The sequence below is a fragment of the Flaviflexus huanghaiensis genome (genome assembly GCF_014118685.1).
In the GTDB taxonomy this organism is placed as follows: domain Bacteria; phylum Actinomycetota; class Actinomycetes; order Actinomycetales; family Actinomycetaceae; genus Flaviflexus; species Flaviflexus huanghaiensis.
Genome location: NZ_JACFAK010000014.1, coordinates 46,010 through 71,721, shown reverse-complemented (window position 1 = coordinate 71,721; position 25,712 = coordinate 46,010). Strand labels below are relative to the sequence as shown.

General features: G+C 62.8%; 27 protein-coding genes. 4 read left to right on the top strand and 23 right to left on the bottom strand.

Annotation, left to right across the window (positions count from 1 at the left end):
- Positions 1 to 173 precede the first annotated feature (173 nt).
- From H7E91_RS10030 to pyrH, 8 genes are all read right to left on the bottom strand, one after another.
- Positions 174 to 509 (bottom strand): YciI family protein, encoded by a 336-nt coding sequence (locus H7E91_RS10030; protein WP_182354959.1) that lies wholly within the window; start codon positions 507 to 509, stop codon positions 174 to 176.
- A 143-nt stretch (positions 510 to 652) separates the two neighbouring features.
- Positions 653 to 1,951, bottom strand: coding sequence for a site-2 protease family protein (locus H7E91_RS10025; protein WP_182354958.1), 1,299 nt, complete (start codon positions 1,949 to 1,951; stop codon positions 653 to 655).
- Complete coding sequence (dxr, locus tag H7E91_RS10020; RefSeq protein ID WP_182354957.1) at positions 1,948 to 3,132, bottom strand: 1-deoxy-D-xylulose-5-phosphate reductoisomerase; 1,185 nt, start codon at positions 3,130 to 3,132, stop codon at positions 1,948 to 1,950. The genes H7E91_RS10025 and dxr overlap by 4 nt, the downstream gene beginning before the upstream one ends.
- Positions 3,129 to 3,677: a DivIVA domain-containing protein gene (locus H7E91_RS10015; RefSeq protein ID WP_338401792.1), complete on the bottom strand. Its 549-nt coding sequence runs from the start codon at positions 3,675 to 3,677 to the stop codon at positions 3,129 to 3,131. Before H7E91_RS10015 ends, dxr begins: the two co-directional genes overlap by 4 nt.
- Complete coding sequence (gene rlmN, locus H7E91_RS10010) at positions 3,677 to 4,819, bottom strand: dual-specificity RNA methyltransferase RlmN (protein ID WP_182354965.1); 1,143 nt, start codon at positions 4,817 to 4,819, stop codon at positions 3,677 to 3,679. Before rlmN ends, H7E91_RS10015 begins: the two co-directional genes overlap by 1 nt.
- 83 nt (positions 4,820 to 4,902) lie before the next feature.
- Positions 4,903 to 5,793, bottom strand: a complete 891-nt coding sequence (locus tag H7E91_RS10005; protein ID WP_338401791.1) for a phosphatidate cytidylyltransferase — start codon at positions 5,791 to 5,793, stop codon at positions 4,903 to 4,905.
- A gap of 1 nt (position 5,794) precedes the next feature.
- On the bottom strand, positions 5,795 to 6,352 hold the full coding sequence (gene frr, locus H7E91_RS10000) for a ribosome recycling factor (protein WP_182354956.1): 558 nt from the start codon (positions 6,350 to 6,352) through the stop codon (positions 5,795 to 5,797).
- Positions 6,349 to 7,125, bottom strand: coding sequence for a UMP kinase (gene pyrH, locus H7E91_RS09995; protein ID WP_182354955.1), 777 nt, complete (start codon positions 7,123 to 7,125; stop codon positions 6,349 to 6,351). Before pyrH ends, frr begins: the two co-directional genes overlap by 4 nt.
- Before the next feature lie 234 nt (positions 7,126 to 7,359).
- On the opposite strand from pyrH, the gene H7E91_RS09990 reads away from it, so the two are divergent.
- A complete protein-coding gene (locus tag H7E91_RS09990; protein WP_182354954.1) occupies positions 7,360 to 7,812 on the top strand; it encodes a GNAT family N-acetyltransferase in 453 nt (150 codons plus the stop codon).
- Positions 7,813 to 7,858: 46 nt separating this feature from the next.
- Here the strand turns inward: H7E91_RS09990 and H7E91_RS09985 are convergent, their stop codons facing one another.
- The 3 genes from H7E91_RS09985 to H7E91_RS09975 all read right to left on the bottom strand — a co-directional run bounded on the left by H7E91_RS09985 (position 7,859) and on the right by H7E91_RS09975 (position 11,429).
- Positions 7,859 to 8,341 (bottom strand): DUF456 domain-containing protein, encoded by a 483-nt coding sequence (locus tag H7E91_RS09985; RefSeq protein WP_182354953.1) that lies wholly within the window; start codon positions 8,339 to 8,341, stop codon positions 7,859 to 7,861.
- Positions 8,342 to 8,667: 326 nt separating this feature from the next.
- On the bottom strand, positions 8,668 to 10,059 hold the full coding sequence (locus tag H7E91_RS09980; protein WP_182354952.1) for an aspartate ammonia-lyase: 1,392 nt from the start codon (positions 10,057 to 10,059) through the stop codon (positions 8,668 to 8,670).
- Positions 10,060 to 10,313: 254 nt separating this feature from the next.
- Positions 10,314 to 11,429: a GuaB3 family IMP dehydrogenase-related protein gene (locus H7E91_RS09975; protein ID WP_182354951.1), complete on the bottom strand. Its 1,116-nt coding sequence runs from the start codon at positions 11,427 to 11,429 to the stop codon at positions 10,314 to 10,316.
- A gap of 59 nt (positions 11,430 to 11,488) precedes the next feature.
- Between H7E91_RS09975 and H7E91_RS09970 the strand changes: the two genes are divergently transcribed.
- Entirely contained in the window at positions 11,489 to 12,292 is an 804-nt protein-coding gene (locus H7E91_RS09970; protein WP_182354950.1) for an exonuclease domain-containing protein, read from the top strand.
- Between the two features lie 66 nt (positions 12,293 to 12,358).
- On the opposite strand, the gene guaB is transcribed toward H7E91_RS09970, so the two are convergent.
- Positions 12,359 to 13,864, bottom strand: coding sequence for an IMP dehydrogenase (guaB, locus tag H7E91_RS09965; RefSeq protein ID WP_182354949.1), 1,506 nt, complete (start codon positions 13,862 to 13,864; stop codon positions 12,359 to 12,361).
- Between the two features lie 222 nt (positions 13,865 to 14,086).
- Here guaB and H7E91_RS09960 point away from each other — a divergent pair, with 222 nt between their 5' ends.
- Positions 14,087 to 14,380 (top strand): WhiB family transcriptional regulator, encoded by a 294-nt coding sequence (locus tag H7E91_RS09960; protein WP_182354948.1) that lies wholly within the window; start codon positions 14,087 to 14,089, stop codon positions 14,378 to 14,380.
- An 88-nt stretch (positions 14,381 to 14,468) separates the two neighbouring features.
- On the opposite strand, the gene groES is transcribed toward H7E91_RS09960, so the two are convergent.
- Positions 14,469 to 14,765, bottom strand: a complete 297-nt coding sequence (gene groES, locus H7E91_RS09955) for a co-chaperone GroES (RefSeq protein ID WP_182354947.1) — start codon at positions 14,763 to 14,765, stop codon at positions 14,469 to 14,471.
- Positions 14,766 to 14,998: 233 nt separating this feature from the next.
- Here groES and H7E91_RS12165 point away from each other — a divergent pair, with 233 nt between their 5' ends.
- Positions 14,999 to 16,156 carry a THUMP-like domain-containing protein gene (locus H7E91_RS12165; RefSeq protein ID WP_182354946.1) on the top strand — a complete coding sequence of 386 codons (1,158 nt, stop codon included), beginning with the start codon at positions 14,999 to 15,001 and terminating at the stop codon, positions 16,154 to 16,156.
- Here the strand turns inward: H7E91_RS12165 and tsaD are convergent.
- The 10 genes from tsaD to H7E91_RS09900 form a co-directional block, all read right to left on the bottom strand.
- Positions 16,153 to 17,196 (bottom strand): tRNA (adenosine(37)-N6)-threonylcarbamoyltransferase complex transferase subunit TsaD, encoded by a 1,044-nt coding sequence (tsaD, locus tag H7E91_RS09945; protein WP_182354945.1) that lies wholly within the window; start codon positions 17,194 to 17,196, stop codon positions 16,153 to 16,155. The two genes, H7E91_RS12165 and tsaD, sit on opposite strands and share 4 nt — an antisense overlap.
- Positions 17,197 to 17,269: 73 nt before the next feature.
- Positions 17,270 to 18,004 (bottom strand): succinate dehydrogenase/fumarate reductase iron-sulfur subunit, encoded by a 735-nt coding sequence (locus H7E91_RS09940; RefSeq protein WP_182354944.1) that lies wholly within the window; start codon positions 18,002 to 18,004, stop codon positions 17,270 to 17,272.
- Positions 18,001 to 19,965 carry a fumarate reductase/succinate dehydrogenase flavoprotein subunit gene (locus tag H7E91_RS09935; RefSeq protein ID WP_182354943.1) on the bottom strand — a complete coding sequence of 655 codons (1,965 nt, stop codon included), beginning with the start codon at positions 19,963 to 19,965 and terminating at the stop codon, positions 18,001 to 18,003. The genes H7E91_RS09940 and H7E91_RS09935 overlap by 4 nt, the downstream gene beginning before the upstream one ends.
- 11 nt (positions 19,966 to 19,976) lie before the next feature.
- Positions 19,977 to 20,699: a succinate dehydrogenase cytochrome b subunit gene (locus tag H7E91_RS09930; protein WP_182354942.1), complete on the bottom strand. Its 723-nt coding sequence runs from the start codon at positions 20,697 to 20,699 to the stop codon at positions 19,977 to 19,979.
- Positions 20,700 to 20,826: 127 nt separating this feature from the next.
- On the bottom strand, positions 20,827 to 21,255 hold the full coding sequence (locus tag H7E91_RS09925; RefSeq protein WP_182354941.1) for a GNAT family N-acetyltransferase: 429 nt from the start codon (positions 21,253 to 21,255) through the stop codon (positions 20,827 to 20,829).
- The gene (gene tsaB, locus H7E91_RS09920; RefSeq protein WP_182354940.1) at positions 21,252 to 21,875 is read right to left on the bottom strand and encodes a tRNA (adenosine(37)-N6)-threonylcarbamoyltransferase complex dimerization subunit type 1 TsaB; all 624 of its coding nucleotides are present in this window, start codon (positions 21,873 to 21,875) and stop codon (positions 21,252 to 21,254) included. The genes H7E91_RS09925 and tsaB overlap by 4 nt, the downstream gene beginning before the upstream one ends.
- Positions 21,856 to 22,602: a hypothetical protein gene (locus H7E91_RS09915; RefSeq protein WP_182354939.1), complete on the bottom strand. Its 747-nt coding sequence runs from the start codon at positions 22,600 to 22,602 to the stop codon at positions 21,856 to 21,858. The genes tsaB and H7E91_RS09915 overlap by 20 nt, the downstream gene beginning before the upstream one ends.
- On the bottom strand, positions 22,599 to 23,087 hold the full coding sequence (gene tsaE / locus H7E91_RS09910) for a tRNA (adenosine(37)-N6)-threonylcarbamoyltransferase complex ATPase subunit type 1 TsaE (protein WP_182354938.1): 489 nt from the start codon (positions 23,085 to 23,087) through the stop codon (positions 22,599 to 22,601). Before tsaE ends, H7E91_RS09915 begins: the two co-directional genes overlap by 4 nt.
- 11 nt (positions 23,088 to 23,098) lie before the next feature.
- Positions 23,099 to 24,226 (bottom strand): alanine racemase, encoded by a 1,128-nt coding sequence (alr, locus tag H7E91_RS09905; protein WP_182354937.1) that lies wholly within the window; start codon positions 24,224 to 24,226, stop codon positions 23,099 to 23,101.
- Positions 24,219 to 25,712, bottom strand: coding sequence for an NAD(P)H-hydrate epimerase (locus tag H7E91_RS09900; RefSeq protein ID WP_182354936.1), 1,494 nt, complete (start codon positions 25,710 to 25,712; stop codon positions 24,219 to 24,221). Before H7E91_RS09900 ends, alr begins: the two co-directional genes overlap by 8 nt.

Below are 25,712 nucleotides of genomic sequence, written 5' to 3'. Positions count from 1 at the left end.
ACGGCACCCCGAACGATTCCGGCGACAACCCTCCACGCCCGCACCAGCCGAGATAGTCGGCATCAACCTGCTCACGCAGAACTCTGAAACTAACACCGACCGACTCCACGCAGCTTGACAATGACCGCCAGGGCCAGTTTTCGGCCCGCGATGACGAGTGTGGAGTTCGTCGCTCACGACTCCGGATCATCGTAAAAAAGCCGCACCTCCTGGGCGCACCGGCAAGCTTCCGCGATCTTCGCCGCCCACGACAGCCCCTCCTCGATTGTCGGAGCGTCGATGATGGCGTAACCACCGTCGATTGCTGCGGTCTCCGGATATGTGCCGCGGGTGACAGCGCCGTCCCCTTCGACAAGGACAGGCGGGAACGACTCGTCAATGGCCCCGCCAAATATCCACACGCCAGCGTCTCGAGCTTCACGCACGACGGCGTGCGACTCCTCAGCTCGAGCTTCTATGTCCGTGCCTTCCATCGCACGACTGGGGAACGACACGAGGAATGTCGGCATGACGGCTCTCCTCCCTGGTTCGGGCTGGCAAGCGCAACGGCTCCGAACCCGATCCGACCGTGTGCCAGACTTTAGTCCGATCGGCGCGTCCGGGGAAGACCGGGGCGTTCAGTCTGCCGCTCCGAACGGGCGAGTTTCCACGCTCAGTAAATGCTGACGGGGTTGAAGATATCGACGACAACGAGGATGACGGTCATGAGGATGAAAGCGACTGCAACCGCATAGCTCAGGGGCATGAGCCGCGCCGTATCCGCCGGTCCCGGATCCGGCCTGCCCCGCATGTTCGCCCACTGTCGACGTGCTCCCTCAAAGAGGGCCCCTGCGATATGGCCACCGTCGAGTGGCAGGAGGGGGAGCATGTTGAATGCGAACAGTGAGATATTGAGGGCGATGAGGAGGTTGACGAGGTCGGCTGACTTCTCGACAGCCGAATACCCCTCGATCTCGGCTCCGGTAATCTGCCCAGCGACCTGCGCGACGCCGATGATACCGACGATCGAGGTCTGGTCCCGCTCTTGGCCGGTCACGAAGTCGGCGGTGAGGTTCCAGACATGGACTGGCAGGCGAATAACGACGCCGGCGATCTGGGAGAGCATGTTCCCCACATACGCCGGCACCTCGGCAATCGACTGGCGCTCAAGACCGACCGCGGGGGCGATACCGACGTACGGCATGACGCGTGTGAGCGCCTCACCGCTCTCGACGACGATCTCACCGTCATCGCCGACGACGGTGCGTTCGACCATGACCGGGGTAATCGTCAGAGTCTGAGACGCACCGTCCCGCTCGATAACGACGTCAGTCGGCTGCGCCGGGCCGTCCGCGATCGCGCGCTGGACGTCCTCCCAGTTCTCGGTCGGAACGCCGCCCCAGGAGATGATGTCATCTCCTTCCCGCAGTCCGCCCTGCTCAGCAGGAGTGGCGGGGTCGTCCGTGCCGCATTCTCCGGATGTACTGACGCAGTCCGGAATCGCGCCCACCTGCGAGAGGAAGCCGGGCGCGCCAATTCCGACGAGAAGGACCGCGGCAAGGAGCAGAGCGAGGACGAGGTTGACGAAGGGTCCGCCGAACATGACGGCGAGTTTCTTCGGGGCAGACAGCCGATAAAAGGCGCTGTCCTCCTCTCCCGCGTCAAGCTGCATGGCCGAGGCTTGGCGGGCCTCCTCAGCCAGAGTGAGCTGACCGTTGCGGTTGACGAGGTTGACGTCCTCCCGGGCGGGCGGATACATGCCACTGAGCTGGACGAAGCCGCCAAGCGGTATAGCTTTCACTCCATATTCCGTACCTCGAAAGACCCTGGAGAATAGGGTGGGACCGAAGCCGATGAAATACTTCGGCACCTTGACGCCGAACGCCTTCGCTGGAACGAGATGCCCGAGCTCGTGCAGCGCAATGGCGAGCACGATGCCGACGATGAGGACGAGCAGTCCTGTGAGACTCACTGGACAAGCTCCAGAGCACGAGCACGTGCCCATTCTTCTGCTGCGCTCACCGCGTCGAGCGTGATCTCACTCGGCGAATCGAATTCGCCGAGTACTCGTTCGACAAGATCTCCCATGGCGAGGTAGCCGAGCGACCCCTGAAGGAACGCGGCTACTGCCTCCTCGTTTGCTGCATTAAGCACCGCAGGGTGGAGGGGGCCGGCTTCGAGTGCGGACTTCGCGAGGTTGAGTGCCGGGAACGTCTCGTGATCGACGGGCTCAAACGTCCATTCGACCGGGCTATCCCACGAGCAGGGCGCCGCAACATCCGCGAGGCGCTCAGGCCAGGTCAGACCAAGCGCAATCGGTAGCCGCATGTCCGGAGGCGATGCCTGGGCGAGCGTCGAACCATCGACGAACTCGACCATGGAGTGAATGATCGACTGCGGATGAACGACGGGCAGGATATCGGCGGGCGGGATGTCAAACAGGAGAGCCGCCTCGATGAGCTCTAGGCCCTTGTTCATGAGGGTGGAGGAGTTGATGGTGACGACCGGGCCCATGTCCCACGTCGGATGGTCGAGGGCCTGGGCGGCTGTCACCGACGCGAGTTCGGATCGCCGCCTGCCGCGGAAGGGTCCACCGGAAGCGGTGAGGATGAGGCGACGTACCTCGCTTATGCCGGTCACAACCGGAGAGGTCAGGCCCTTCTCGTGCCGCCCGCCAAGGAGAGCTTGAGCGATCGCGGAGTGCTCGGAATCGACGGGAACAATCTGTCCGGGCCGGACCATCGCATCGCGCACAAGCGTGCCGCCAGCGACCATCGACTCCTTGTTCGCGAGCGCAAGAGTCGCACCCGATTCCAGAGCCGCCAGCGTCGCGGGCAGACCGATCGAGCCGGTGATGCCGTTGAGGACCGTGCCGTCCGGTGCAAGACGTGCGATCTCCACATTTGCCTGGGGGCCGGACACGATGTGCGGGCTGATGCCGCGAGCATCAAGCTCGGCCTGCAGGGCATCGACCCTGCTCGAATCAGCGATCCCGACGACGGGAGCAGAGAAATCCGCGGCCTGTTGGGCCAGAAGCTCGAGGTTACCGCCGCCGGCAGACAACCCCGCGACACTCAACCCTCCGCGACGAACGACGTCGAGAGCCTGCGTGCCGATGGAGCCGGTTGACCCGAGGATAACGATGCCGTTCATTCGACCGCCTGAAGGACAGAGATGGCGCGGTCGAGGTAGACGTCGACCACGTTGACGTCGTAAGCGCGGGACTTCCCCCTGAGGCTGAAGGAAGCCGACAGCAACTCATCCGAGACGAGCTCCACGCTGCCGTCGAAATATTTGGCAAGACGATCAACCAGGTCATCGACTTCAGGCCTGCTGTAGCCCCGACCCTTCGCGGGCGGCCGGAATCTCTCTCCGCGTGGTCGTCCGAGCCTCGGGTACAGCGTCGAAGCGGACGTGTATGTGCGCTCCAGCCATGCCTCAGTTCCTTTGCTCGTCACGACACTCGCGCGCTCACGTTGACGGCAGGCGCGTTCGAGCCGCTCAAGGGCCTGATCGACGTCGAGAGTGCGGTAACCGCCGCGCACGAGCGGAAATGCGACCGTGCGTATTCTCTCCGGGTCAAGCTCTGGCGGGAGCTCTGCCTCCTGATAGAGACTCTTCGCATTCGCGAAGTACTCGTCCACGTCCTCTATGCTGTAGCCCCGCCGCAGGCCTCCAACCTTGGTAAACGTCGCCACTATTTTCGACCTTTCTCAGCGACGAGCTCTGCCGCGAGCTGCCCGCAGGCGCCATCGATATCGGAGCCGCGAGTGTCGCGAATTGTCGTCTGGATCCCATTGTCGCGCAAAGTCTGGACGAAAATATCTTGCGCGCGGCGCGTCGAGGCAGTCCAGATCGAGCCGGGGGTTGGGTTGAGCGGGATCGGGTTGACGTGAGCCCAGCCGTGGCCGCGACTGTTGAGTTCTTGAGCGAGCTTTTTCGCCCGCCACTCGTGGTCGTTCATGTCTTTAATGAGGGCGTATTCAATCGACACGCGCCGACCAGTTTTCCGGAAGTACGACCGGGCCGCGTCAAGCAACTGCCCGACCTTGAAGCGGGAGTTAATGGGGATGAGTTCGTCGCGCAACTCATCGTCGGGCGCGTGGAGGGAGACGGCGAGGGTGACGGGCAGTCCAAGGTCGGCAAGCTTCTCGATGCCGGGGACAAGGCCCACTGTCGACACGGTCACTCCCCGAGCAGACATTCCGAAGCCAGCTGGAGCAGGGTCACAGATCCGATGGAGAGCTTCGAAAACCGCCTTGAAGTTGACGAGAGGCTCACCCATGCCCATGAAGACAATGTTGGTCAGCTTGACCGGCTCGCCGAGATCACCCTCCTCGCACGCAAGGTGAGCCTGGCGGATCTGCTCAATGATCTCCGCGGTCGAGAGGTTGCGGGTGAAACCTTGCTGGCCGGTGGCACAGAAAGGGCATGCCATCCCGCATCCGGCCTGCGATGACACGCATAGCGTGGCGCGGTCCGGGTAGCGCATAAGAACAGACTCAACCATGGCCCCATCGAACAGGCGCCACAGCGACTTGATGGTCGACCCACCATCGGCGGTGAGGTCGCGCACCTTCTCGAGGAGCGGCGGGAAGAGCGTCTCGCCGAGCCGTTCGCGGTCCGTCGCTGGCAGATCCGTCATTGTCGCTGTGTCGGCGTTGCGATGCACGAAGTACTGCCTCGCCATCTGGTCCATTCGGAATCCTGGAACGTCAAGTTCGGCCGCGACCTCTCTGCGCTGGTCGACCGACAGGTCGGCGAAGTGGCGGGGCGGCTTGCCGCGTCGTTGCGCGGTGAAGGTGAGGACGGGGCGGGGTCCGGACTCCACTGCGGGCATGACCTGACGAGGTTTTGAGTTGCTCACCGAATCAGTGTCTCAAATGAGGGGTTGAGTTCACACCCTCACCTCTACGCGATAGGTCACGTCGCGAGCCCGCCCCCAGCGGCGAGAAGGAGAATATAAACGACAGGGGCGCAGACGAGGATGGAATCGACTCGGTCGAGCACTCCGCCATGCCCGGGGAATATCGAGCCCATGTCTTTGACACCGAGGTCCCGTTTGAGGAGAGATTCGGACAGATCACCGGCTGTGCCAGCGATGGTGCACGACGCCCCGAGGATGATCCCCCACCACCACGGAATGTCGAGAGCGAACTGGGCAAGGACGATGCCAGCGGCGACGGCGAGGAGGATCGATCCGCCAAATCCTTCCCACGACTTTTTCGGCGAGATCGTCGGCGCCATCGGATGGCGGCCAAGGAGGACGCCCGCGAAGTATCCTCCGGTGTCTGACGCGACGGGAAGAAGAATGAAGGTGATGACAGCCCACGCGCCGTTCTCCATCCCAGCGAGAAGGAGAGCAAAACCGCCGAGAAGACCAATCCACGACAGGGCGAAGATGGCGGCTGCAGAGTCGCGTGCCGCCCATTGGCCTCCGGCACGATAGCGCCACCCGATGACGAGGAGCGCTCCATAGAAGAAGGAGAGAAGTAACCCGAGGTCGCCGGCGAGCCAGGTCGCTACAATAATTCCGGTGGCTGCGATCCACAGCGTGCCGATCGGGATATAGAAGCCGCGGGTAAGAAATGCGCCAGCGGCCTCCCACAATCCCACAATGATGAACGCTGCGACGACGAGGACGAAGAGGTCGATCCACAGGAAGAGCGACAGTCCAACAACTGCGAGAAGCCCGAGTGCTGTCGCAATCGCGGCGGGCAAGTTCCTGCCCGCCTTCGATTCGGAGGGCGGCGGGGGCTGAGGAGGTCGTGGGGCAAGCCTCCCCAGCCACGAATCGCGCTGGACTGTTTCCACGTCAGACCTCGAGGAGGTCCTTCTCCTTCGCTTCGAGCAACTGGTCGACAAGATCCGTGTGCCGCTTCGTTACGGCCTCGAGCTCCTTCTCAGCGCGCTCGACCTCATCCTCACCGGCGTCGCCGTCCTTCTTGATCCGGTCGAGCTCATCCTTCGCCTTGCGACGGACGGCCCGGATCGAAATCCGAGCATCCTCCGCCTTTGTGCGAGCAAGCTTCACGTAGTCACGGCGACGCTCCTCGGTCAGCGGGGGCAGGTTGATACGAAGGAACTGACCATCGTCGGTTGGGTTGACGCCAAGATCGGACTCGCGTAGCGCCCGATCAATCGCGGGAATCGCGCTGCGGTCGTATGGCGAGATCGTCACCGTGCGGGCCTCGGGGACAGCAACGCTCGCGAGCTGCTGCAGCGGCGTCGGCGCACCGTAGTAGTCCACGAGGATCTGGTTGAACATCCCGGCGTTGGCGCGGCCGGAGCGGATATGGCTGAAGTCATTCTGTGCGACTTCGATGGCGCGCTCCATCTTTTCTTCTGCTTCAAGCAGTGTCTCATCGATCATGAGTTGTCCTGTTCTGGTGTTGTTGCCACTACGGTACCGATCTTCTCACCGAGGAGGGCGCGGGTGACGGCGCCCTCCTCTCCCATCCCAAAGACCCGCATGTTCATATTGTTGTCCATGCACATAGAGAATGCGGCGGCATCCACAACCCGCAGATTCTGCACAAGTGCATCCTGGTAGGTGACGAAGTCGAGCTTTTTCGCATTCGGATCCACCCTCGGGTCGGCCGTGTACACTCCGTCGACGCCGTTCTTGCCGACAAGGATTTCATCGCAGTGGAGCTCGAGCGCACGCTGAGCCGAGACCGTATCGGTCGAGAAGTACGGCATCCCAGCTCCCGCACCGAAAATGACAACCCGGCCCTTTTCGAGGTGCCGGATCGCGCGGAGGGGAATGTATGGTTCCGCGACCTGTGTCATGTGGATCGCGGTCTGCACGCGGCTCGGAACGCCTGCGTGCTCGAGAAAGTCCTGCAGGGCGACCGCGTTGATGACGGTGCCGAGCATGCCCATGTAGTCGGCCCGGGCGCGGTCCATGCCCGCGTTCTGAAGTTCGACTCCGCGGAAGAAGTTTCCTCCGCCGACGACGATAGCGACCTGGACACCCTGGCTCACGGCCTCCTTGATCTCAGCTGCGACCCGGCTGAGAATGTGGACGTCGAGACCGACCGCTCCCCCGCCGAACATCTCTCCAGAGAGTTTGAGTAGGACGCGCCGAGTCTGGTCCCTGTTGAAATCGCCGAGTACCGGCGCTGGGTCTGCTGTCTTCGACATGATGCCCCTCCCGCTAGGATTTACCCGCCATTCAGCCTATCGGACGGACTGGCCTCGCGTCGCCTTCGACGACGACCGCGGACGTCACATGGTCATGAGGACGTGCTCTTGATCGCCATCGGTGTCGGCTTTGGGGATGTCCTGGTGGGCGATCATCGCTGACCCACCGTCGCTCCACGACAGAACCGACCGGCAAGGGTGGCACACTATGTGCATACGATTGGAAGGACGATCATGCCCGTAGAACTAGTCAGAACCGCAACGCCGGAAGTCATCGAAGCGATCAACGAGCTACTCCCGCAGCTCTCGTCGTCGGCGAGCTCGCTGTCGGATGAGCAGGTTGACAACTTCCTTCTCCAGGACAACGTTTTCCTCTTCGTGTTCCGCGCGGACGAATCCGCTCCCATCACCGGCATGCTCACGCTCGCAACGTTCACGATCCCGACCGGCCTTCGCGCATGGATCGAAGATGTCGTCGTCGCCGAGGCGGCACGCGGCAACGGTGCGGGCCGAGCCCTCATTGACGAAGCGGTCGCGTACGCACAGCACCTGGGCGCGAAGTCGGTCGACCTCACGTCCCGCCCGAACCGTGAAGCGGCAAACCGACTCTACGCCCGCGCCGGCTTCGAGAAAAGGGAGACGAACGTCTACCGCTACAAGGCGAGCGAGGTTGTCGACTCGATCTGAGGCTGGTGTCTCAGGCCACGTGTAAGAACCGAGCCGCAACCGAGGATTATGTCAGGATCAGTCCGAGCACCCACAGCCCCGCGCTGACCGCGCCGGCGACGAGTTCGATAAGGACAGATAGCAGAACCCCCTTGAACGCAGTCACTGTCTGTCGCCACGCCCGGCGTGAATCCTTGAGTCGGACAAGTTCAGCCAGGTAGACGCCGAGAACGAACCCGATCGGCATGCCGATGATGGGGATAACGAAGAAGCCAATAAACGCGAGGACGATGCCCGCGGTTAGTGCGCTCCACGGCGCACCTTCGTCCCTCATGTACCGGGCCGGAAGAACGAAGCTGAGGACATAGGCGAGAACGACGACGAGAGCGGATGCGGCGAAGATGCCCCACGCGGTGGCTCCCCCGGTGAAGCCGGCCCACACTCCGATTGCGATGAGGATGATGGGCAGGCCCGGATACAGCTGAATGATCGTGCCTACGAGGCCGATGACGATCGCGAGTCCAACGAGGATGAGTCCGGGCAATTCCATCCCATCAGAGTACGGCCGCACGCCGATATTCGAAACTGGGCGGGTGCTGCGCTGACCGATGCGAACCACGTGACTGTCTCGACACAGTGAGGCGAAGAGCCCCGCAGTGGCAACATGCCTCTCGGAAGGACCTCAATGAATCTTTGACGCAACGTCTTTAGCAAGCGTCCTCACTCACCGCGTCTCAGCTGGACCAGGCACTCATGAGAGACCGCGGCACTCTTCTAGGCGGCTCGCGCTCTGGCGCACGGAAGCTGGCGAGGAAAACTAACGGCACGCATGGATGTGGGCCCGCGAGAGTCTCTCGCGGGCCCACTGACGGTGGACTAGGAGGGGCGCGTCATCGACGCGACGTCGAGAGCCTTATCCAGCTTTTCCTCCGTGATCTCACCGCGTTCGACGAAGCCGAGCGCAATGACCGCTTCGCGGACGGTGAGGTTTTCCTTAACGGAGTGCTTCGCGATCTTCGCTGCGTTCTCGTAGCCAATGATTCGGTTGAGAGGGGTGACGATAGAGGGCGAGGACTCGGCGAGCCGCTTGGCGTGCTCGACGTTCGCCGTGACGCCATCGACACAGCGGACCGCGAGGGTCTCGGACACGTTCGCGAGGATGTTCATCGACTCAAGAAGGTTCTGCGCCATGACGGGGAGCATGACGAGCAGGTCGAAGTTCCCCTGTGCGCCGGCGAATGCGATCGCCGCGTCGTTGCCGATGACCTGCGCGGCGACCTGGATCGTGGCCTCCGGGAGAACCGGGTTGACCTTGCCAGGCATGATCGATGAGCCCGGTTGCAGATCGGGCAGGTTGATCTCACCGATGCCTGCACGCGGGCCCGAGCCGGCCCAGCGAAGATCGTTCGCGATCTTCACGAGCGAGACCGCGACAACACGGAGCGCACCGGAAGCTTCAACGAGAGAATCTTGGGCGGCCTGTGCCTCGAAGTGGTTGGGAGCCTCAACGAAGGGCAGTCCTGTGTTCTCGGCAATGAGCTCGATGACTCGCGCCGAGAAGCCCGCGGGGGTGTTAATGCCCGTGCCGACAGCCGTGCCGCCGAGCGGTAGCTCAGCAAGGTGCGGAATAGTGGCCTCGACCCGCTTAATTCCGTTGCGAATCTGCTGGGCATAGCCGGAGAACTCTTGGCCGAGCATGATCGGCGTCGCATCCATAAGGTGCGTTCGACCGGCCTTGACGACGTCCTTGAACTCCTCGGCCTTCCGCTCAAGAGACTCAGCGAGAATCGTGAGCTTCGGGATGACAACACGGACCGCTGCCTCGGTCGCAGCAATGTGAATCGACGACGGGAAGACGTCGTTGGAGGACTGAGAAGCGTTCACGTGATCGTTCGGATGAATCTCGAGACCGGACGCGCGTGACGCGAGAGTCGAGATCACCTCGTTCGTGTTCATGTTTGAAGACGTGCCGGAACCTGTCTGGAACACATCGATCGGGAACTCGCCGTCATGCTTGCCTGAGATGACCTCGTCAGAAGCTGTGACGATCGCTGAAGCGATGTCGTCAGAGATGACGCCCAGCTCCGCGTTCGCAAGTGCTGCTGCCCGCTTCACCTCTCCCAGGGCGCTGATGTGGTGGGATGTGAGGACCTTGCCCGAGATGGGGAAGTTCTCGACCGCGCGCTGGGTCTGTGCCCGGTACAGAGCCTTAGCCGGCACCTTGACTTCGCCCATCGTGTCGTGTTCGATGCGAAACTCTTCGCTCACTTCAATTCTCCTTAGGTATGAGACCGTTCTCCCATTGTCCCCTAGAAATCGCTCAACATGTCGGCACTTAGTCCCCTCCTGTGGCGCGACGAGACCTGCACGGGAATACGCACATGCGGAGAGCCCGCCAGTGCACAGACGTGACGAGTTTTGGCGGCACCGAGCTGTAGGTGCCCGGACGTGAAGACCGTGCCAAGAGGCTGGGACACAAACGTCAACAAGAAACCGCCCCGAGGGGCGGTTTCTGCGTTCTGTCAGTCGGGCTGGACGACGATCTCCACCCGTTGGAATTCCTTGAGGTCGGAGTAGCCTGATGAGGCCATCGCGTGCTTGAGGGCCCCGACGAGGTTGAGGACACCCCGAGCGTTGTGGGCCGGACCAAAGAAAATGGATTCAAGGGTGCCCTCGCTACCGACCCATACGCGCTCTCCGCGGGGCAGGTTGGGGTGCCTCGCTTCGGCGCCCCAGTGCCACCCGCGGCCCGGTGCCTCGTCGGCGCGGGCGAGCGCAGTTCCCAGCATGACACCGTCAGCGCCACAGGCGAGCGCCTTGACGATGTCACCGGAGGAAGAAACAGAGCCGTCTGCGATGACGTGGACGTAACGCCCGGACGATTCGTCGAGGTAATCGCGACGTGCGGCAGCAATGTCAGCGACGATCGTCGCCATGGGAGAGGCAACGCCGATTGTGCGACGGTTCGCGGACGATGCTCCTCCTCCATATCCAGCAAGGACCCCGGCGGCACCCGTACGCATGAGGTGCAGTGCGGCGGTGTAGGTCACGGCACCGCCGACAATGACGGGGACGTCGAGTTCGTAAATGAAGCGTTTGAGATTCAAAGGCTCCCTGTTGGACGAGACGTGCTCGGCTGAGACGGTCGTTCCTCGGATGACAAAGAGGTCGACACCAGCCTCAACGACCGTGCGCCAATGCTCTTGCGTCCGCTGTGGCGAAAGGGCTCCTGCCACGGTCACTCCTGCGTCGCGAATTTGGGCGAGGCGGGCTGTGATGAGCTCGGGTTTTATTGGCTCCCGGTAGACCTCCTGCAGGCGGACTCCCGCCTTGTCGGGCGCGAGCTCAGCCAATTCCTCGAGGATCGCGGTCGGATCGTCGTAGCGTGTCCACAAACCCTCGAGATCGAGGACACCAACGCCGCCGAACCTGCCGATGGCGATCGCTGTCTCGGGCGACGTGACCGAATCCATCGGAGCACTCATGATGGGGATGTCGAGATAGTAGGCATCGACCTGCCATCCCGTCGACACATCCTTTGCGTCACGCGTGCGCCTTGACGGGACAACAGCCACCCTGTCGAGGGTGTATGCCACCCGTGCTCGTTTGCCACGACCGATCTCTACCTCATGAACCATGGCCTCAGTGTATCGGGCATACATGCGAAACTGCCCGACCGCCCACATACGATATGGGTATGGTCACCCAGCCCCACTGGTCGGAGAACCCGCTTCTCGGTTTCGACACTGAGACGACGGGGGTGAGCCCCCTGCACTCCCGCATTGTGACCGCGTCGGTCATCGTGACAGGAAAAGATGCCACGACCAAGAATTGGCTGATCAATCCGGGTGTCGAAATTCCGAGCGCGGCTCAGGAGGTGCATGGCATCTCGACCGCCCGTGCGCGTGCGGAAGGCGCCGATCCGCTGTTCGCTCTCGCTGAAATCCGCGACATTCTCATCGACGGTATGAAGGCCGGTTATCCGGTTGTCGCCTTCAACGCGGCTTTCGACCTCACTCTTCTCGACAGGGAGCTTGCTCGCTTTGGCCTCGATACGATGACGGATCTGCTTGGTCGTGAACCGTTCCCTGTGCTCGACCCGCTCGCTCTTGATCGCATGATTAATCCCTACCGCAAGGGACCGCGCCGCCTCGAGACGCTCCTCGTTCGGTACGGAATCGAAGCGTCCGACCTGCATGATGCGGAGAATGATGTTCTCGCAACGCTCAAGCTCCTCCATGCGATGAAGGACCATGCGATGCTTCGTGCATCGTCGCTTCGCAAGCTCCACGAGCTACAGAAGGAGACCCAGCTACGCTGGGCCGACTCGTTAAATCGTTATCTCGCTGCCAGCGGCCGCAAGCCGAATGCCTATGGGCATTGGCCGATATTTCCCCGAGACGAGACGACGGGTCCGGACGGGGTCGCGATGTCTGGGCAACCGGCTGCGAGCTCAGATGCGTCGACGCTTCCGCCCAGTCCTGATCTCCCAGTGCAGTAGGCCCCGGCCTGTCACCGTCCTGAAGAAACACGGGTCCCACTCATCGAGCGGGACCCGTACCAGTTGTCAGTGTGCCGGGTAATTGGGGGCTTCGGCGATCGCCGTGATGTCGTGAGGGTGCGATTCCTTGAGACCAGCCGGAGTGATTCGAACGAACTTCCCCTTGGCCTTAAGCTCCTCGATCGACCTGGCGCCCACATAGAACATTGACTGGTGCAGCCCGCCAACGAGCTGGTGGGTGACGGTTCCGAGGCTGCCCTTATACGACACCTTGCCCTCGATTCCTTCGGGAACAATCTTGTCGTCGGAAGCGACGTCGGCCTGGAAGTAGCGATCCTTCGAGAACGACATTTTACCGCGAGACGCCATTGCGCCGAGCGACCCCATCCCGCGGTATGCCTTGTACTGCTTGCCGTTGATGAGGACAAGCTGTCCGGGCGACTCCTCGCAACCCGCGAGTAGCGAGCCGAGCATGACCGTGTCAGCTCCTGCGACGAGCGCCTTCGCGATATCGCCCGAGTACTGCAGCCCACCATCGCCGATGACGGGGATACCGAGAGGCTTGCACGCCTTGGCAGCCTCGTAGATCGCGGTGATCTGTGGGACGCCGACGCCCGCGACGACCCGGGTTGTGCAGATCGAACCGGGACCCACGCCGACTTTGACGCCGTCAACGCCCGCCTCCGCGAGCGCTAGCGCACCCTCGTAGGTGGCAACGTTACCGCCGATGATTTGGACGTTGTCGAATGCTGAATCGGCTTTGAGCGACCGGATCATGTCGAGCGCGAGCTTCGCCTGGCCGTTCGCGGTGTCAACGATAAGGACGTCGACGCCTGCCTCCGTGAGCGCTTCAGCCCTCTGGAATGCGTCGCCAAAGTAGCCGACTCCGGCTCCGACAAGTAGCCTGCCTTGGGAGTCCTTCGACGCGTCCGGGAATTGTTCGGATCGGACGAAGTCTTTGACGGTGATGAGACCGGTGAGGATACCGTTTTCGTCGACAAGGGGAAGCCGTTCCCGCTTGTACATGCGGAGCAGGCGGGTTGCCTCCTCGCGAGAAATGTCGGTGGGTCCCGTCACGATGCCTTCGGACGTCATGACGTCTCGGACAAGCGTCTCCCCCCATTCCGCGACTGGAGTGAAGCGCAGGTCGCGGTTTGTGCAGATGCCGAGCAACTTGCCAGCGCCGTCGACGACCGGAAGCCCCGAAACCCTGAATCGACCACAGACGGCGTCGAGCTCATCGAGAGTGGCATCGGGGCCGATGGTCACCGGGTTGCTGATGCGGCCGGTCTGGGTCCTCTTGACGAGGCCCACCTGGTGGGCCTGGTCCTCAATAGAGAGGTTGCGATGGAGGATACCGATGCCGCCATTGCGCGCCATCGCAATCGCCATGCGGGCCTCTGTCACTGTATCCATGGCCGCAGAGGCGAGCGGAATCCTCAGAGTGATGTCCCTGGTCAGCCGTGATGATGTGTCAACTTCGGAGGGAATAACATCCGTTTCTCCCGGAAGCAGGAGAACGTCGTCATAGGTCAGGCCGATAAAACCGAAAGGATCATACTCTGTGGTCACGCCCCAAGCTTAGGTTGAAATGTGCGACTGGTCGACGGTCGCCACTGTGACTCTCATCGGTGTTGGGAAGCACTCCCCACTCCGTCCAGGCCGTTGTCGTTGACTTGACCGGAATCACAGGGAAACAATGAAGGCGCATAATACCCGTTGACATTTCACTGGTCTGGGCTAGATGCCGGGACCGGGTACCACCCGCTCTGAGGGCGAGAAAGGTTGGACCTCGTGGCTGATATCCACCGTTTACCGAGGCCCCTGTCGACGAACTGGGATTGGCAGCTCGACGGGCTCTGTCAAGACATTGATTCGAGCCAGTTCTTCCACCCAGAAGGTGAGCGAGGGGGGCCGCGCCGCCGCCGCGCTGAGGCCGCAAAGAGGATCTGTGCCCAGTGCCCGGTGCTCGCCACGTGCCGGCAGTACGCGCTTGATGCACACGAGCCGTACGGGGTATGGGGCGGTCTGAGCGAGGAAGAGCGTCACGCGATCATCATGGCCAGGCGCGTCAAGCGGGTGTCCTGACCCGTCACCTCAACTGACACAGGGAGGGGCAGCCGTGTGGCTGCCCCTCCCTGCTGTTTTGAAAGAACTAGTCTTCGTCTGCGAAGTGCTACTTCTCGACGACCGCGAGAACGTCGCGCGAGGAGAGAATGATGAACTCCTCGGCACCGTACTTCACCTCAGTGCCGCCGTACTTGGAGTAGATGACAACATCGCCGACAGCGACGTCGACAGGGATGCGGTTGCCGCTGTCATCGACGCGGCCTGGGCCAACGGCCACGACCTTGCCTTCCTGCGGCTTCTCCTTGGCGGTATCGGGAATGACGAGACCCGAGGCGGTCGTGGTCTCAGCTTCAAGCTGGCTGATGACGACGCGATCCTCGAGAGGCTTAATGGAGACCGACACGCGGACCCCTCCTTTACGTAACAATCGGATTGGATGACGCCTCGTCCGCCGTCGCGGGGGTCGGACTGAACGTATTTGTGCGTGGCGAACCACGGCTGTTCTTAGAGTAAATAGAAATTAGCACTCGGTCAACTCGAGTGCCAATTGTTCGCCTTGAGCGAGAGGTCATGAGCCTCAGCCGTTCCACCGCTCACCGACCCGCGTCGAAGGGTCCCTCCTGGCAAGATGGGGGTGTGTCCTTTGACCCTCTCGTCCTCGACCTCTTGAGCCAACTCCCCTCCTATGACGGTAGCGCCGTTTTTTCGCTGACCGCAAGGCTTCGGGAGGAGGGCTGGGCTTCAGAGGTCATTTCCGCCGCTCTCACTCAGTCCCGTCTTCGGGCACAGGCGAAGGGGAAGTTCGGTTCCCGCGCGGAGCGCATGCTTTTTACCGCAGACGCTCTCGAGCAGGCGAGCCGGCCGGATGCTGCCGCCCACCATGCGAGCGTCTTTGCCGATGCTGGCATCAGCTCGTTGCGGGAGGTCGGGTGCGGTATCGGCGCCGACACCCTCGCCTTCGCACAGGCCGGTATCGGGGTCACGGCCCGCGAGCTCGATCCCGAGCGAGCGGACTTCGCCGCCTACAATCTCAGGGACTATGACGGTGCCGTTGTCGAGCAGGCCGATGGGCTGGCGGATATCACCGAGGACGCGCTGTGGGCCGACCCCGCGCGGCGGGATCCTCACGGCCGCATCATCAATCCGGAGAAGTGGCAACCGCCGCTGTCAGTCGTGCTGGAGGCGGCGCGGCGAGTCCGTGTCGCCGGCATCAAAATCGCTCCGGGTATCGACTACTCCCACCTGCCCCAAGACGCCATGGTCGAATGGTTATCGTCGAGAGGTGAGCTCGTCGAGTCGATCATCTGGCTCGGCCGTGGCACCCCGGGCCGGCGGGCCGTCCTCCTCGGCGGGGCATCTCTAACGGTTCCCGGGAACCCGAGCAAGCCCGCTGAGATGGTTGAGCCAGCTCCGCTGGGGAATGTCATCTACGAGCCGGATCCCGCTATCATCCGCGCCGGCGGCATTGCCACGCTCTGTGCGACGCTCGACCTCGCACCGGTGGCTCCCGGAATCGCTTATCTCACCGGCGGACCCGCGCGCTCACCTTTTCTCACCGGTTTCTCCGTCACTGACGTCCTCCCACTCCAGGAAAAGAAGCTCTCCCGCGAACTGAGATCGCGTGACATCGGCACTCTCGAGATCAAGAAGCGCGGCGTCAACATTGCGCCCGATGCGCTGCGATCACGGCTCAAACTCAAGGGTTCCAGGTCCGCGACTCTCATCCTCACTCCCCTACTCGACGGTAGAAAAGCTGTTCTCGTCGAACGGCTCCCGCCGGACTCAGAACCCTAGGCGCGGATGACGTTCATCGGCATCGCCGTATCGACCGTGATGTCGAGGCTGGAGGGCTCCACGCCCGCGCGGACGAGCGCCGATCCGAGGGCCGCGATCATCGCGCCGTTGTCCGTGCAGTAACGGATGGGAGGGATGCGGACTGTCACTCCCGCCTGCTCAGCCCGTTCGGTGACGAGGTCCCGCAGTCGCGAATTTGCGGAGAATCCCCCGCCGATGACGAGAGTGTCAGTTCCCTGAGTTTCGCATGCCGCAAGAGCCTTTGCGGACAGCACATCCGCAACCGACTCCGAGAAACCCGCGGCAATATCCACGACCGGAAGTTCGACACCTTCGGCCTCGAGGCCCTCGATATAGCGGGCGACTGCGGTTTTGAGACCGGAGAAGGAGAAATCGTACTGGTGCTTTTCCTTGTGGCGGCCACCGACAAGGCCGCGCGGAAAACGGATCGCATCCCGGTCGCCCTCACGCGACAGCCTGTCGATGTGGGGGCCTCCCGGGTAGGGCAGACCGAGCAGGCGCCCGACCTTGTCGAACGCTTCCCCTGCCGCATCGTCGAGCGTTGCGCCAAGCTCCTCGACATCGGTAGCAATGTCGCCGATCCGCAGGAGAGAGGAGTGTCCGCCGGACACGACGAGCCCTATTGAATTCGTCGGAATCTCGCCGTTGACGAGCTCGTCGACAGCGATGTGTCCGATGATGTGGTTGACCCCGAACAGCGGCTTACCAAGCGCGAGGGCAAGCGCCTTCGCGGCTGAGACGCCGACCGTCAGTGAACCGACAAGTCCCGGGCCAGCTGTGACAGTGATCGCGTCGACGTCGGCCAGGTCGACATTGGCCCTCTCAAGGGTCGCATCAAGCGTCGGCACGAAGGATTCGAGGTGGGCGCGAGACGCGATCTCCGGGATGATGCCGCCGTACCGGGCGTGCTCATCCATCGAGGACGCGGTCACGTCCGCGAGAAGTTCACGGCCGCGGACAAGAGCGATACCAGTTTCGTCGCACGAGGTTTCAATACCAAGGATGAGGGGTTCTGCCACGATCACACAGTCTAACGCACGGGAAAGCGGCGACCTATAGGTCGCCGCTCACCCTTAGAGCCGTCTGGCTCGCCTATTTCGGGGCGCCCGCGAGGATGTCCCGGTTGAGCATCGAAATGAACTCGATGGGGATCTCCTTCGGGCAGGCAGCCTCGCATTCACCGAGGTTCGTGCAGCCGCCGAAGCCTTCGTCGTCGTGCTGACGGATCATGTTGAGAGCGCGCGTCTTCCGTTCCGGCTGGCCCTGCGGCAGCAAGCCGAGGTGAACGACCTTCGCCGCCGTGAACAGCATCCCCGACCCATTCGGGCAGGCTGCCACGCACGCGCCGCAGCCGATGCAGGCAGCCGCCTCGAATGCGAGGTCAGCATTCTGCTTCGGAACGAGCTGGGAGTGCGCGTCGGGGGCTGCACCGGTGTTGACCGAGATGTAGCCACCTGCCTGGATGATCCGATCGAATGCGGAGCGATCGACGATGAGATCCTTGAGCACCGGGAACGCGGTGGAACGCCACGGCTCGATCGTGATCTTGTCGCCGTCCTTGAAGCTCCGCATGTGTAGCTGACATGTCGTCGTCCGGAGTGGACCGTGCGGGTCGCCGTTAATGACGAGGCCACACTGTCCGCAGATTCCTTCACGACAGTCGGAGTCGAAGGCGACGGGCTCCGTGCCGTCCGCCAACAGCTCCTCGTTCAGTACATCGAGCATTTCGAGGAAGGACGCGTGGTCATCAACCTCGACGTCCCGAGTTTCGAAGTGGCCAGTGTCGCTGGGGCCATTCTGGCGCCAGTATTCGAGTGTAATTCTCACTTGTAGCTCCGCTGCTTCATCTCGACGAATTCGTATACGAGGTCTTCCTTATGGAGGCTCGGCGCCTGCCCATCTCCGCCCCACTCCCATGCTGCGACGTAGGCGAACTCGTCGTCATGCCGAAGAGCTTCACCCTCTTCAGTCTGTGATTCCGCACGGAAATGGCCGCCGCACGATTCCCTCCTGTGCAGGGCGTCGATGCACATGAGCTCACCCAGCTCGAGGAAGTCGGCGACGCGGCCAGCTTTCTCCAGGGACTGGTTGAGATCCGCTGCGCTACCCGGGACCTTGACATTCCTCCAGAACTCCTCGCGAAGAGCCCGGATCTCGGTGATGGCCTCCTTGAGACCCTCCTCTGACCGCTCCATCCCGCACTTCTCCCACATGATCGCACCGAGCTCCTTGTGGAAGGAGTCGACCGACCTGTTGCCGTCGATCGACAACAGGGTGTTGATGCGGTCCGTCACCTGTTGCTGGGCTTCAGTGACCTCCGGGGAGTCAGAGACATCCTCGAAAGGCCCAGCGGCAAGATAGTCATTGATGGTGTTCGGTAGGACGAAGTATCCATCGGCGAGACCCTGCATAAGGGCCGACGCGCCAAGTCGGTTCGCTCCGTGATCGGAGAAGTTGGCCTCCCCTGTGACAAACAGACCAGGAATCGTCGACTGGAGATCGTAGTCAACCCACAGTCCCCCCATCGTGTAATGGACGGCCGGGTAAATGCGCATGGGAACCTCGTAAGGGTTCTCACCGGTAATCTGCTTGTACATGTCAAACAGGTTGCCGTAGCGCTCTGCCACAGCCTTCGCCCCGAGACGCCCAATGGCTTCGCTGAAATCGAGGTAGACACCGCGGCGCTCCCCATCCACCTTCGGACCGACGCCCCTGCCCTCGTCACACACGTTCTTTGCCTGACGCGAGGCGATGTCACGTGGCACGAGGTTGCCGAACGCCGGATAGATGCGCTCGAGGTAGTAGTCACGATCCTCTTCGGGGATATCACGCGGATCCTTGTCGCAATCCTCCGCATTCTTCGGAACCCAGATGCGGCCATCGTTACGTAACGACTCCGACATGAGAGTGAGCTTGGACTGATAGCCGCCCGACTGCGGGATGCAGGTCGGGTGGATCTGCGTGTAGCACGGGTTCGCGAAGTACGCGCCCTTGCGATGTGCACGCCAAATCGCCGTCGTATTGGAGCCCATCGCATTCGTCGACAGGAAGAAGACGTTTCCATACCCGCCAGTAGCGAGGACGACAGCGTCAGCCAAGTGAGTCTCGAGCTTGCCGGTCACCATGTCGCGGGCGATGATGCCGCGCGCCCTGCCGTCAACGACGATGAGCTCAACCATCTCGTGGCGGGCATAGCTCGTCACAGTCTTTGCTGCGACCTGCCGTTCAAGTGCCTGGTAGGCACCGATGAGGAGCTGCTGGCCGGTCTGGCCACGGGCGTAGAACGTACGGGCCACCTGGACACCGCCGAAAGAACGGTTGTCGAGCAGGCCGCCGTACTCGCGGGCGAATGGCACGCCCTGAGCGACACACTGGTCAATGATGGCTGCGGATACCTCCGCAAGCCGATACACGTTCGATTCGCGGGCGCGGTAGTCACCGCCCTTGACCGTGTCGTAGAACAGCCGGAACGTGGAGTCGTTGTCGTTGCGGTAGTTCTTCGCGGCATTGATGCCGCCTTGAGCGGCGATCGAGTGAGCTCGCCGCGCTGAATCCTGGTAGAAGAAGGCGCTCACTCTGTAGCCCATCTCGCCGAGCGAGGCTGCTGCGGAGGCTCCTGCGAGGCCGGTGCCGACCATGATGACGTGCATCTTGCGACGGTTCGTGGGGTTGACGAGTTTGGCGTCGAACGTGCGCTGTTCCCACCTCTGCTCGAGGGGGCCAGCCGGTGCCTTCGTGTCTGCGATCGGCTCACCCTCGTAGTAGAGGCCGTTAATGAGGTCTGTCATGTTGTGTCCAATCACGAGATGAATCCGGCCATGATCGCGGTCGGCACAATCATGAACCCGAAGAAGATTGCGGCTCCGATCGCGATCGCAATCCAGTTGAATGCCACTTCGCGGCGGCGGTTTGAGACGCCGAGCGTCTGAAGCGCGGACCACGCCCCATGACGAATGTGCATGGCGAGCGCGAGGAGCGCGACGAAGTAGAACGCGTAGCTCCACCAGACCTCGGGCTGGAAGCCGGCGATCATCCTGTCATAGGGAGTCATGTCGGCATACGCCTCCGCGCCGACAGAGATCGTCAAAGTTGTGAACTGAAGCAGGTGGTAGACGATGAAGAGAAGGATGATGATGCCACCCCACCTCATTGTCCGCGACGAATACGTCTGCTGGCTCTTCCTGCCGCGCCGAACCTTGTAGGCGTTCGGCCCACGCGCATCATTACCCCTCTTCCAGAGGACGAGAGCTGCGTGGAGGTGGAGGATGATCGAGACGAGCAGGAGGATCCGCAGGATCCACAGAACGCCCTCGCCCGGGACCAGAGGGTAGCCGACTTCGCGAAGGAACGTGGCGTAGCCGTTGTAGGCCTCCGGCCCGCTGAACATCTTCAGATTGCCGTACATGTGGAGAAGGACAAAGAGCACGAAGAAGAGTCCGGTCACTGCCATCTGGATCTTCAGACCCACGGACGTCGACAGGCGGTGCACCTTCTTCGGCGCTGTCTGAGTTGAGGTTGCCATACCTCACATCTTAACCGCGACGGTCCCCGAAGATTGCGACATTGGGCTCATAACGGCGCTAAAGGGACGAGCGCCACGTCACTCTGTCCCAATATGAAACCCGCTACCATACGACGTCTTCTCGGCGTTAGATCGTCAGGCCTAGATCGATCCGCATGACGACAGCATCGTCGTCGCGATAATAGCGGCGCCTGCGGCCCACCTCGGAAAAGCCAAGCTCCCGGTACAGGCGTTGCGCCCCCTCGTCAGATGCGCGCACCTCGAGGAAGCACGCTTCAGCACCGACCGCGAGCTCGAGCAGGCGCCGAACGATCATTTTCGCCAAACCCTGCCGCCTGCGCTCGGGCCGGACGGAGATGGTGAGGAGCTCCGCTTCGATGCCGAGCCCAAGCATTCCGGCCGCATCCAGACCGCTCTCACCGTCGATGCCGATCGCGACAATTCTGTCGTGAGCGAGCTGCTCTTCGATAATGCCCTCTGGCCACGCCTCTGGACCGAAGATCTCCCGGTCCAGTGCAGCGAACATCTCAGCGTCGGCCGGGCCGAGCCTTCTCATCCGATATCGGGCCTGCGCAGGTAGAGGGGCTCCGTCCCGAGGTCCAGCGGCTCACCAGCATCGGCGCGACTCATCCGCGACTTCGCGAGCCTGACCATCGCCTCGGGGCTGATCTCAAGGTCGGTTCCACCTGCAAGGATGTCGGCATAGAGGGCGGCACCGGGCCCGACATATCTGCCTGGTCCCCTCGTTGCGAGCATGTGCGGCGAGAGAACCTCGGGGCCCCACGTGACAGTGACGTCGTCGACGCCGAGGGGCACCATTTCCGCTGCGTAGACCTCTTTGCGGCGGGCGTCTCCGACCGCGACGACGGGCCCAGTCCCCGAGTCGAGGGCGGTCCGCCCAAGGATCTCTAGAGACCCGATGCCGACGAGCGGGACATTCCACGCCCGGGCGAGAGCGCGAGCGGTGACGAGACCCGCTCTCAGGCCGGTAAAGGCTGCGGGGCCGGTGCCAGCAACAATAAGATCCGGCCTTCCGCCCTCGGCCACGAGCTCCTCGACTAGCGGGGCAAGAGTTTCGGCGTGATGACGAGCATCGGAACTGCGACGGACGATCGTCGTCTCGCCGACGAGTGCGATAACAGAGACGGTCGACGTCTCAATCGTCAGTGTGGACACGGGTGCCTCCTCGGCGATAGAAACGGACTTCGCGGAAGTGCTTACGGACGGGCGTCGACGGCAGTGGCTCGACCGGGGATCTCCTCAGCCACGTGAGGACTAGGGTAAAAAAGAGGAATAGCGCGAGGAGGATGGTGACGAGGAGGACCGGCGTGCTCTCCGGCTGGTTCGGTTGCACGGCGGTTACCGGGCCTTCTGTCATGATTTCGGCGCGCAGACCGAAGAACATGTCGACGCTCGTCGACCCGGCAAGCCGGTCGAGGGCCGCTTCACTCGCTGGAATGATCTGGTTGCCGCGGCGAATGAAGTGTCCGTCGAGCACGGTGTCATAGAAGAGGTGGTCTCCGTCCTCCATCGCCATCATCATCTCGCCGAGGCGGGCGTCAGCCACGACCCGATCCGTCTCCTCCGTCGCCTCGTCGACCGAATGGGAAATGACGCCAACGACAGTACCGTCGAGCGAAACGGGGGCGATGAAGTTGGTGGGCTCGCCTTCACCGCTGAGGTTCGTTGCTATCTCGTCGATTGTCGCGAACGGGACGGGCACGCCGATCGTCAGCTGCGCCCGTTCCTCTTCACTCAGGTCCGGGAAGGTTGTGGGCGCGAAGGATTGGAGCGTGGCCTCTCCCTCATTGTCGAACCAGGCGCGCGCGTCAGTGCTCGCATGGGCTACTGCCCCCGGAAGCATCGCCGCGAGGAAGAGGAGAAGGGTGAGGGCGGCTCTCACGTGCTCAGTGCCTCGACAATCGCGGCCGACCGGGGGCCGGTGGGCCGAAGCGTGATGGTACGGGGAGTGTCGTCGACGAGGTCCTCAGGGTCATCGCCGACGCGGGACCCGAGGGGGCGAGCAATATCGATCTCGAGCCGATCATCCGACAGAGCATCCGTCTTACCCCGGCCCCATTCGATAACGGTGACGGAGTCCCCGAGCGACGCGTCGAGGTCGAGCGATTCAACATCCTCGAGGCTGTCGAGCCGGTAGGCGTCGACGTGGACAAGGTCGATACTGCCCCTGTGGATATGAGAAATGACAAAGGTGGGTGAGGTGACGCGACCATGGACTCCCATGCCCTGGGCGAGGCCTTGGACAAACGTTGTCTTGCCTGCACCGAGTGGGCCAGCGAGCATGATGAGATCCCCGGCGGCAACGAGACCGCCAAGGCGGCGGCCGACTTCCTGGGTGTCCTCTGCGGTCGTGGCGATGAGCTCCATGTCCCCCTCCTTCAGCTTCCTACTGTACCTGGAGGGTAGCGGCGCGGTATGTGCCGACCAATCCTCGTTGTCATCTCGTAACCGATCGTCCCAGCGGCCGCCGCCCATTCATCGGCTGTCGGGCCGCCAGCGCCGAAGAAGATGACCTCGTCACCTGGGCCGGTGCCGACCGGCAACTCGATGACGACCTGATCCATACAGACTCGGCCAATAATGCGAGTGCGCACTCCCCCGACCGAAACCGGACCGCGACTGGAGGCGGAGCGGGGAATCCCATCCGCATAGCCAAGTGGGACCGTGCCCAGCATCATCGATCTCTGTGTTCTTTCCGTGTGACCATACGACACTCCGGTTCCAGGGGCCGCCTCACGCACGGCAACGACGGTCGAGGACAGGGTCATGACGGGTCGTAGTCCGAGCTCCGCCGCAGTTGCGACACCCGGCTCGGGGCTCACCCCATAGAGGCCAATACCCGGGCGGACCATATCCAGATGAGTCTGCGGGTGCCAGAGGACACCGGCAGTGTTCGCAAGGTGTCTGATCCGCGGCTGGATACCGGCTCGTCGGAGAACCTCATGCGCTTCATGGAACCGCTCGAGCTGGCGTCCTGTCTCCCCGCTGGCTGGCTCATCCGCCCGAGCCAGATGCGACCACAAACCGACGATGTCGACCGCGCCGTCCGCCTGTGCGGCGGCGAGAGTCCGAGCGGCGTCCGGAAGCGCTTCGGGGGAGAAGCCGCCGCGCGCCATGCCCGTATCGACCTCAATGTGAATTGGCGCCACGGTGCCCGCATGGCGAGCGGCCACGAGAATCTCGTCGACTGCCCACGGCGCGCCCACCGAGATCTCAAGACCAGCCCCAATCCCGCCCACGAGGTCGGCTCCCGGTGCGTAGAGCCACGTAAAGATGGGGATGCCCGGAAGATGGCGGCGCAGTTCACGTGCCTCGGTCAGCTGGGCGACCCCGAGATAATCAGCTCCCGCCTCGACGAGCGCGCGACTGACGGGGACCAGGCCATGACCATAGGCATTGGCTTTGACGATGGCGGCAATCGTCGCGCCCGTAGAGGACCTCAGCGTCGCCAAATTCGCTACGAGGGCGTCGAGGTCAATGGTCGCGCTACCGACCGGCTCAGCCATGAAGCGCTCTCGCGATCGCGGCAGGGATGCGGTCAGCGATCTGGCTGGCCCTGATCGGACCGTTGGAGTGCGCCGCCTCCGCATGAATCCATGAGGCTGCTGCCGCGAGTAATGCTGGCTTGCCGAGCCCGTGTCCGGCCCGCGCAATGTCCTCCCCGGCACCGGCAAGAAGAGCCCCAAGCAAACCCGCGTAGACGTCACCAGCGCCAGCCGTCGCACGCCAGTGCGAACGCGCCGGTTGGGCGTAGACCGGGCCATCGGGTCCTGCAACAAGATCGGTTGCTCCCTTCAGAACAACGGTCGCGCCTGTCACGGTCGCAGCGAGCCGGACTGCACGAATGGGGGCGGCCTCAATTTCCTGACGGGTGAGTCCCTCGCCCCGGGCCGCGAGAAGCTCCGCGAGTTCGCCCGCGTGAGGGGTCAGAACAGCAGTGGACGGCAGGTCGGCGTAGCCGTCTTTGAGAAGTGTGAGAGCTCCCGCGTCAAGGACAACGGGGTAGTGCTCCTCAAGCGCTCGATCGAGCGGGGCGCGGAGCCGGTCAACGTCGGAGACGGGCACCCCGGAGCCGAGAACCGTTGCCTGGGCCCTGCCCATACCGATGACGATCTCCGGGTAGTAGCGGAGAACAAGACGGATAACCTCGGGTGAATCAAGGCGAACCATGCCGGCTCCGCCAGCGAGCGCTCCCCCGGCGGTGAGAACAGCCGCGCCAGGATAGTCTGCCGAGCCCGTGCCAAGCAGAACAACTCCACGAGTGTACTTGTGATCAGTCTCGTCAGGTTCATGGAGGAGATCGGCGACATCGGATGCCGTCAGCGTTGCCACCGCGGGCGGTTCCGTCAGGGTGAGGCCGATGTCGGCGAGCTGGACCCGTCCGCAGAGCCTCGAAGCTGGCGGTGCAAGCAGGCCCGGCTTCAGCACCCCCATCGCGACCGTTACGCTCGCCCGCAACGCTGGCCCCGGAAGCCCACCATCGTCGACACCGATGCCGGTCGGGCAGTCGACGGCGATGACGATCGGTTCGTCGGGCGCCGCCTCTCGCTCCTCATCAAGCAGGGTGACGAGGTTCGCAAGTGGTTCGCGAAGTGGAGAACGCAGACCGATACCAGCAATGCCATCAATCCACAGACCCGCCGCCCTAGCGGCCGCCACAACGTCGTCCCTCTCCCCCGGTAGTACGCGGGCACCTGCCTCTGTCGCGGCCCGAAGACCGGCCTCATGGATGGAATCGGAGACACGGAAAATGTCGACAACGGCGCCGCGCCTGGCAAGAATTGCTCCTGCGAAAAGTGCGTCTCCGCCATTGTTGCCGCCACCGGCGAGGACGAGGATGCGGGATCCTGTCACGGTGTGTCCGCGGCTCTTGAGCTCCCTCGCGGCGGCTGTCGCGACGGCGAACGATGCCCGCTCCATGAGCGGCACACCGGCCGCGAGCACGGGCTTCTCAGCGGCTGCCACGTCGGTTGATCTATACGCTCTCAGCAT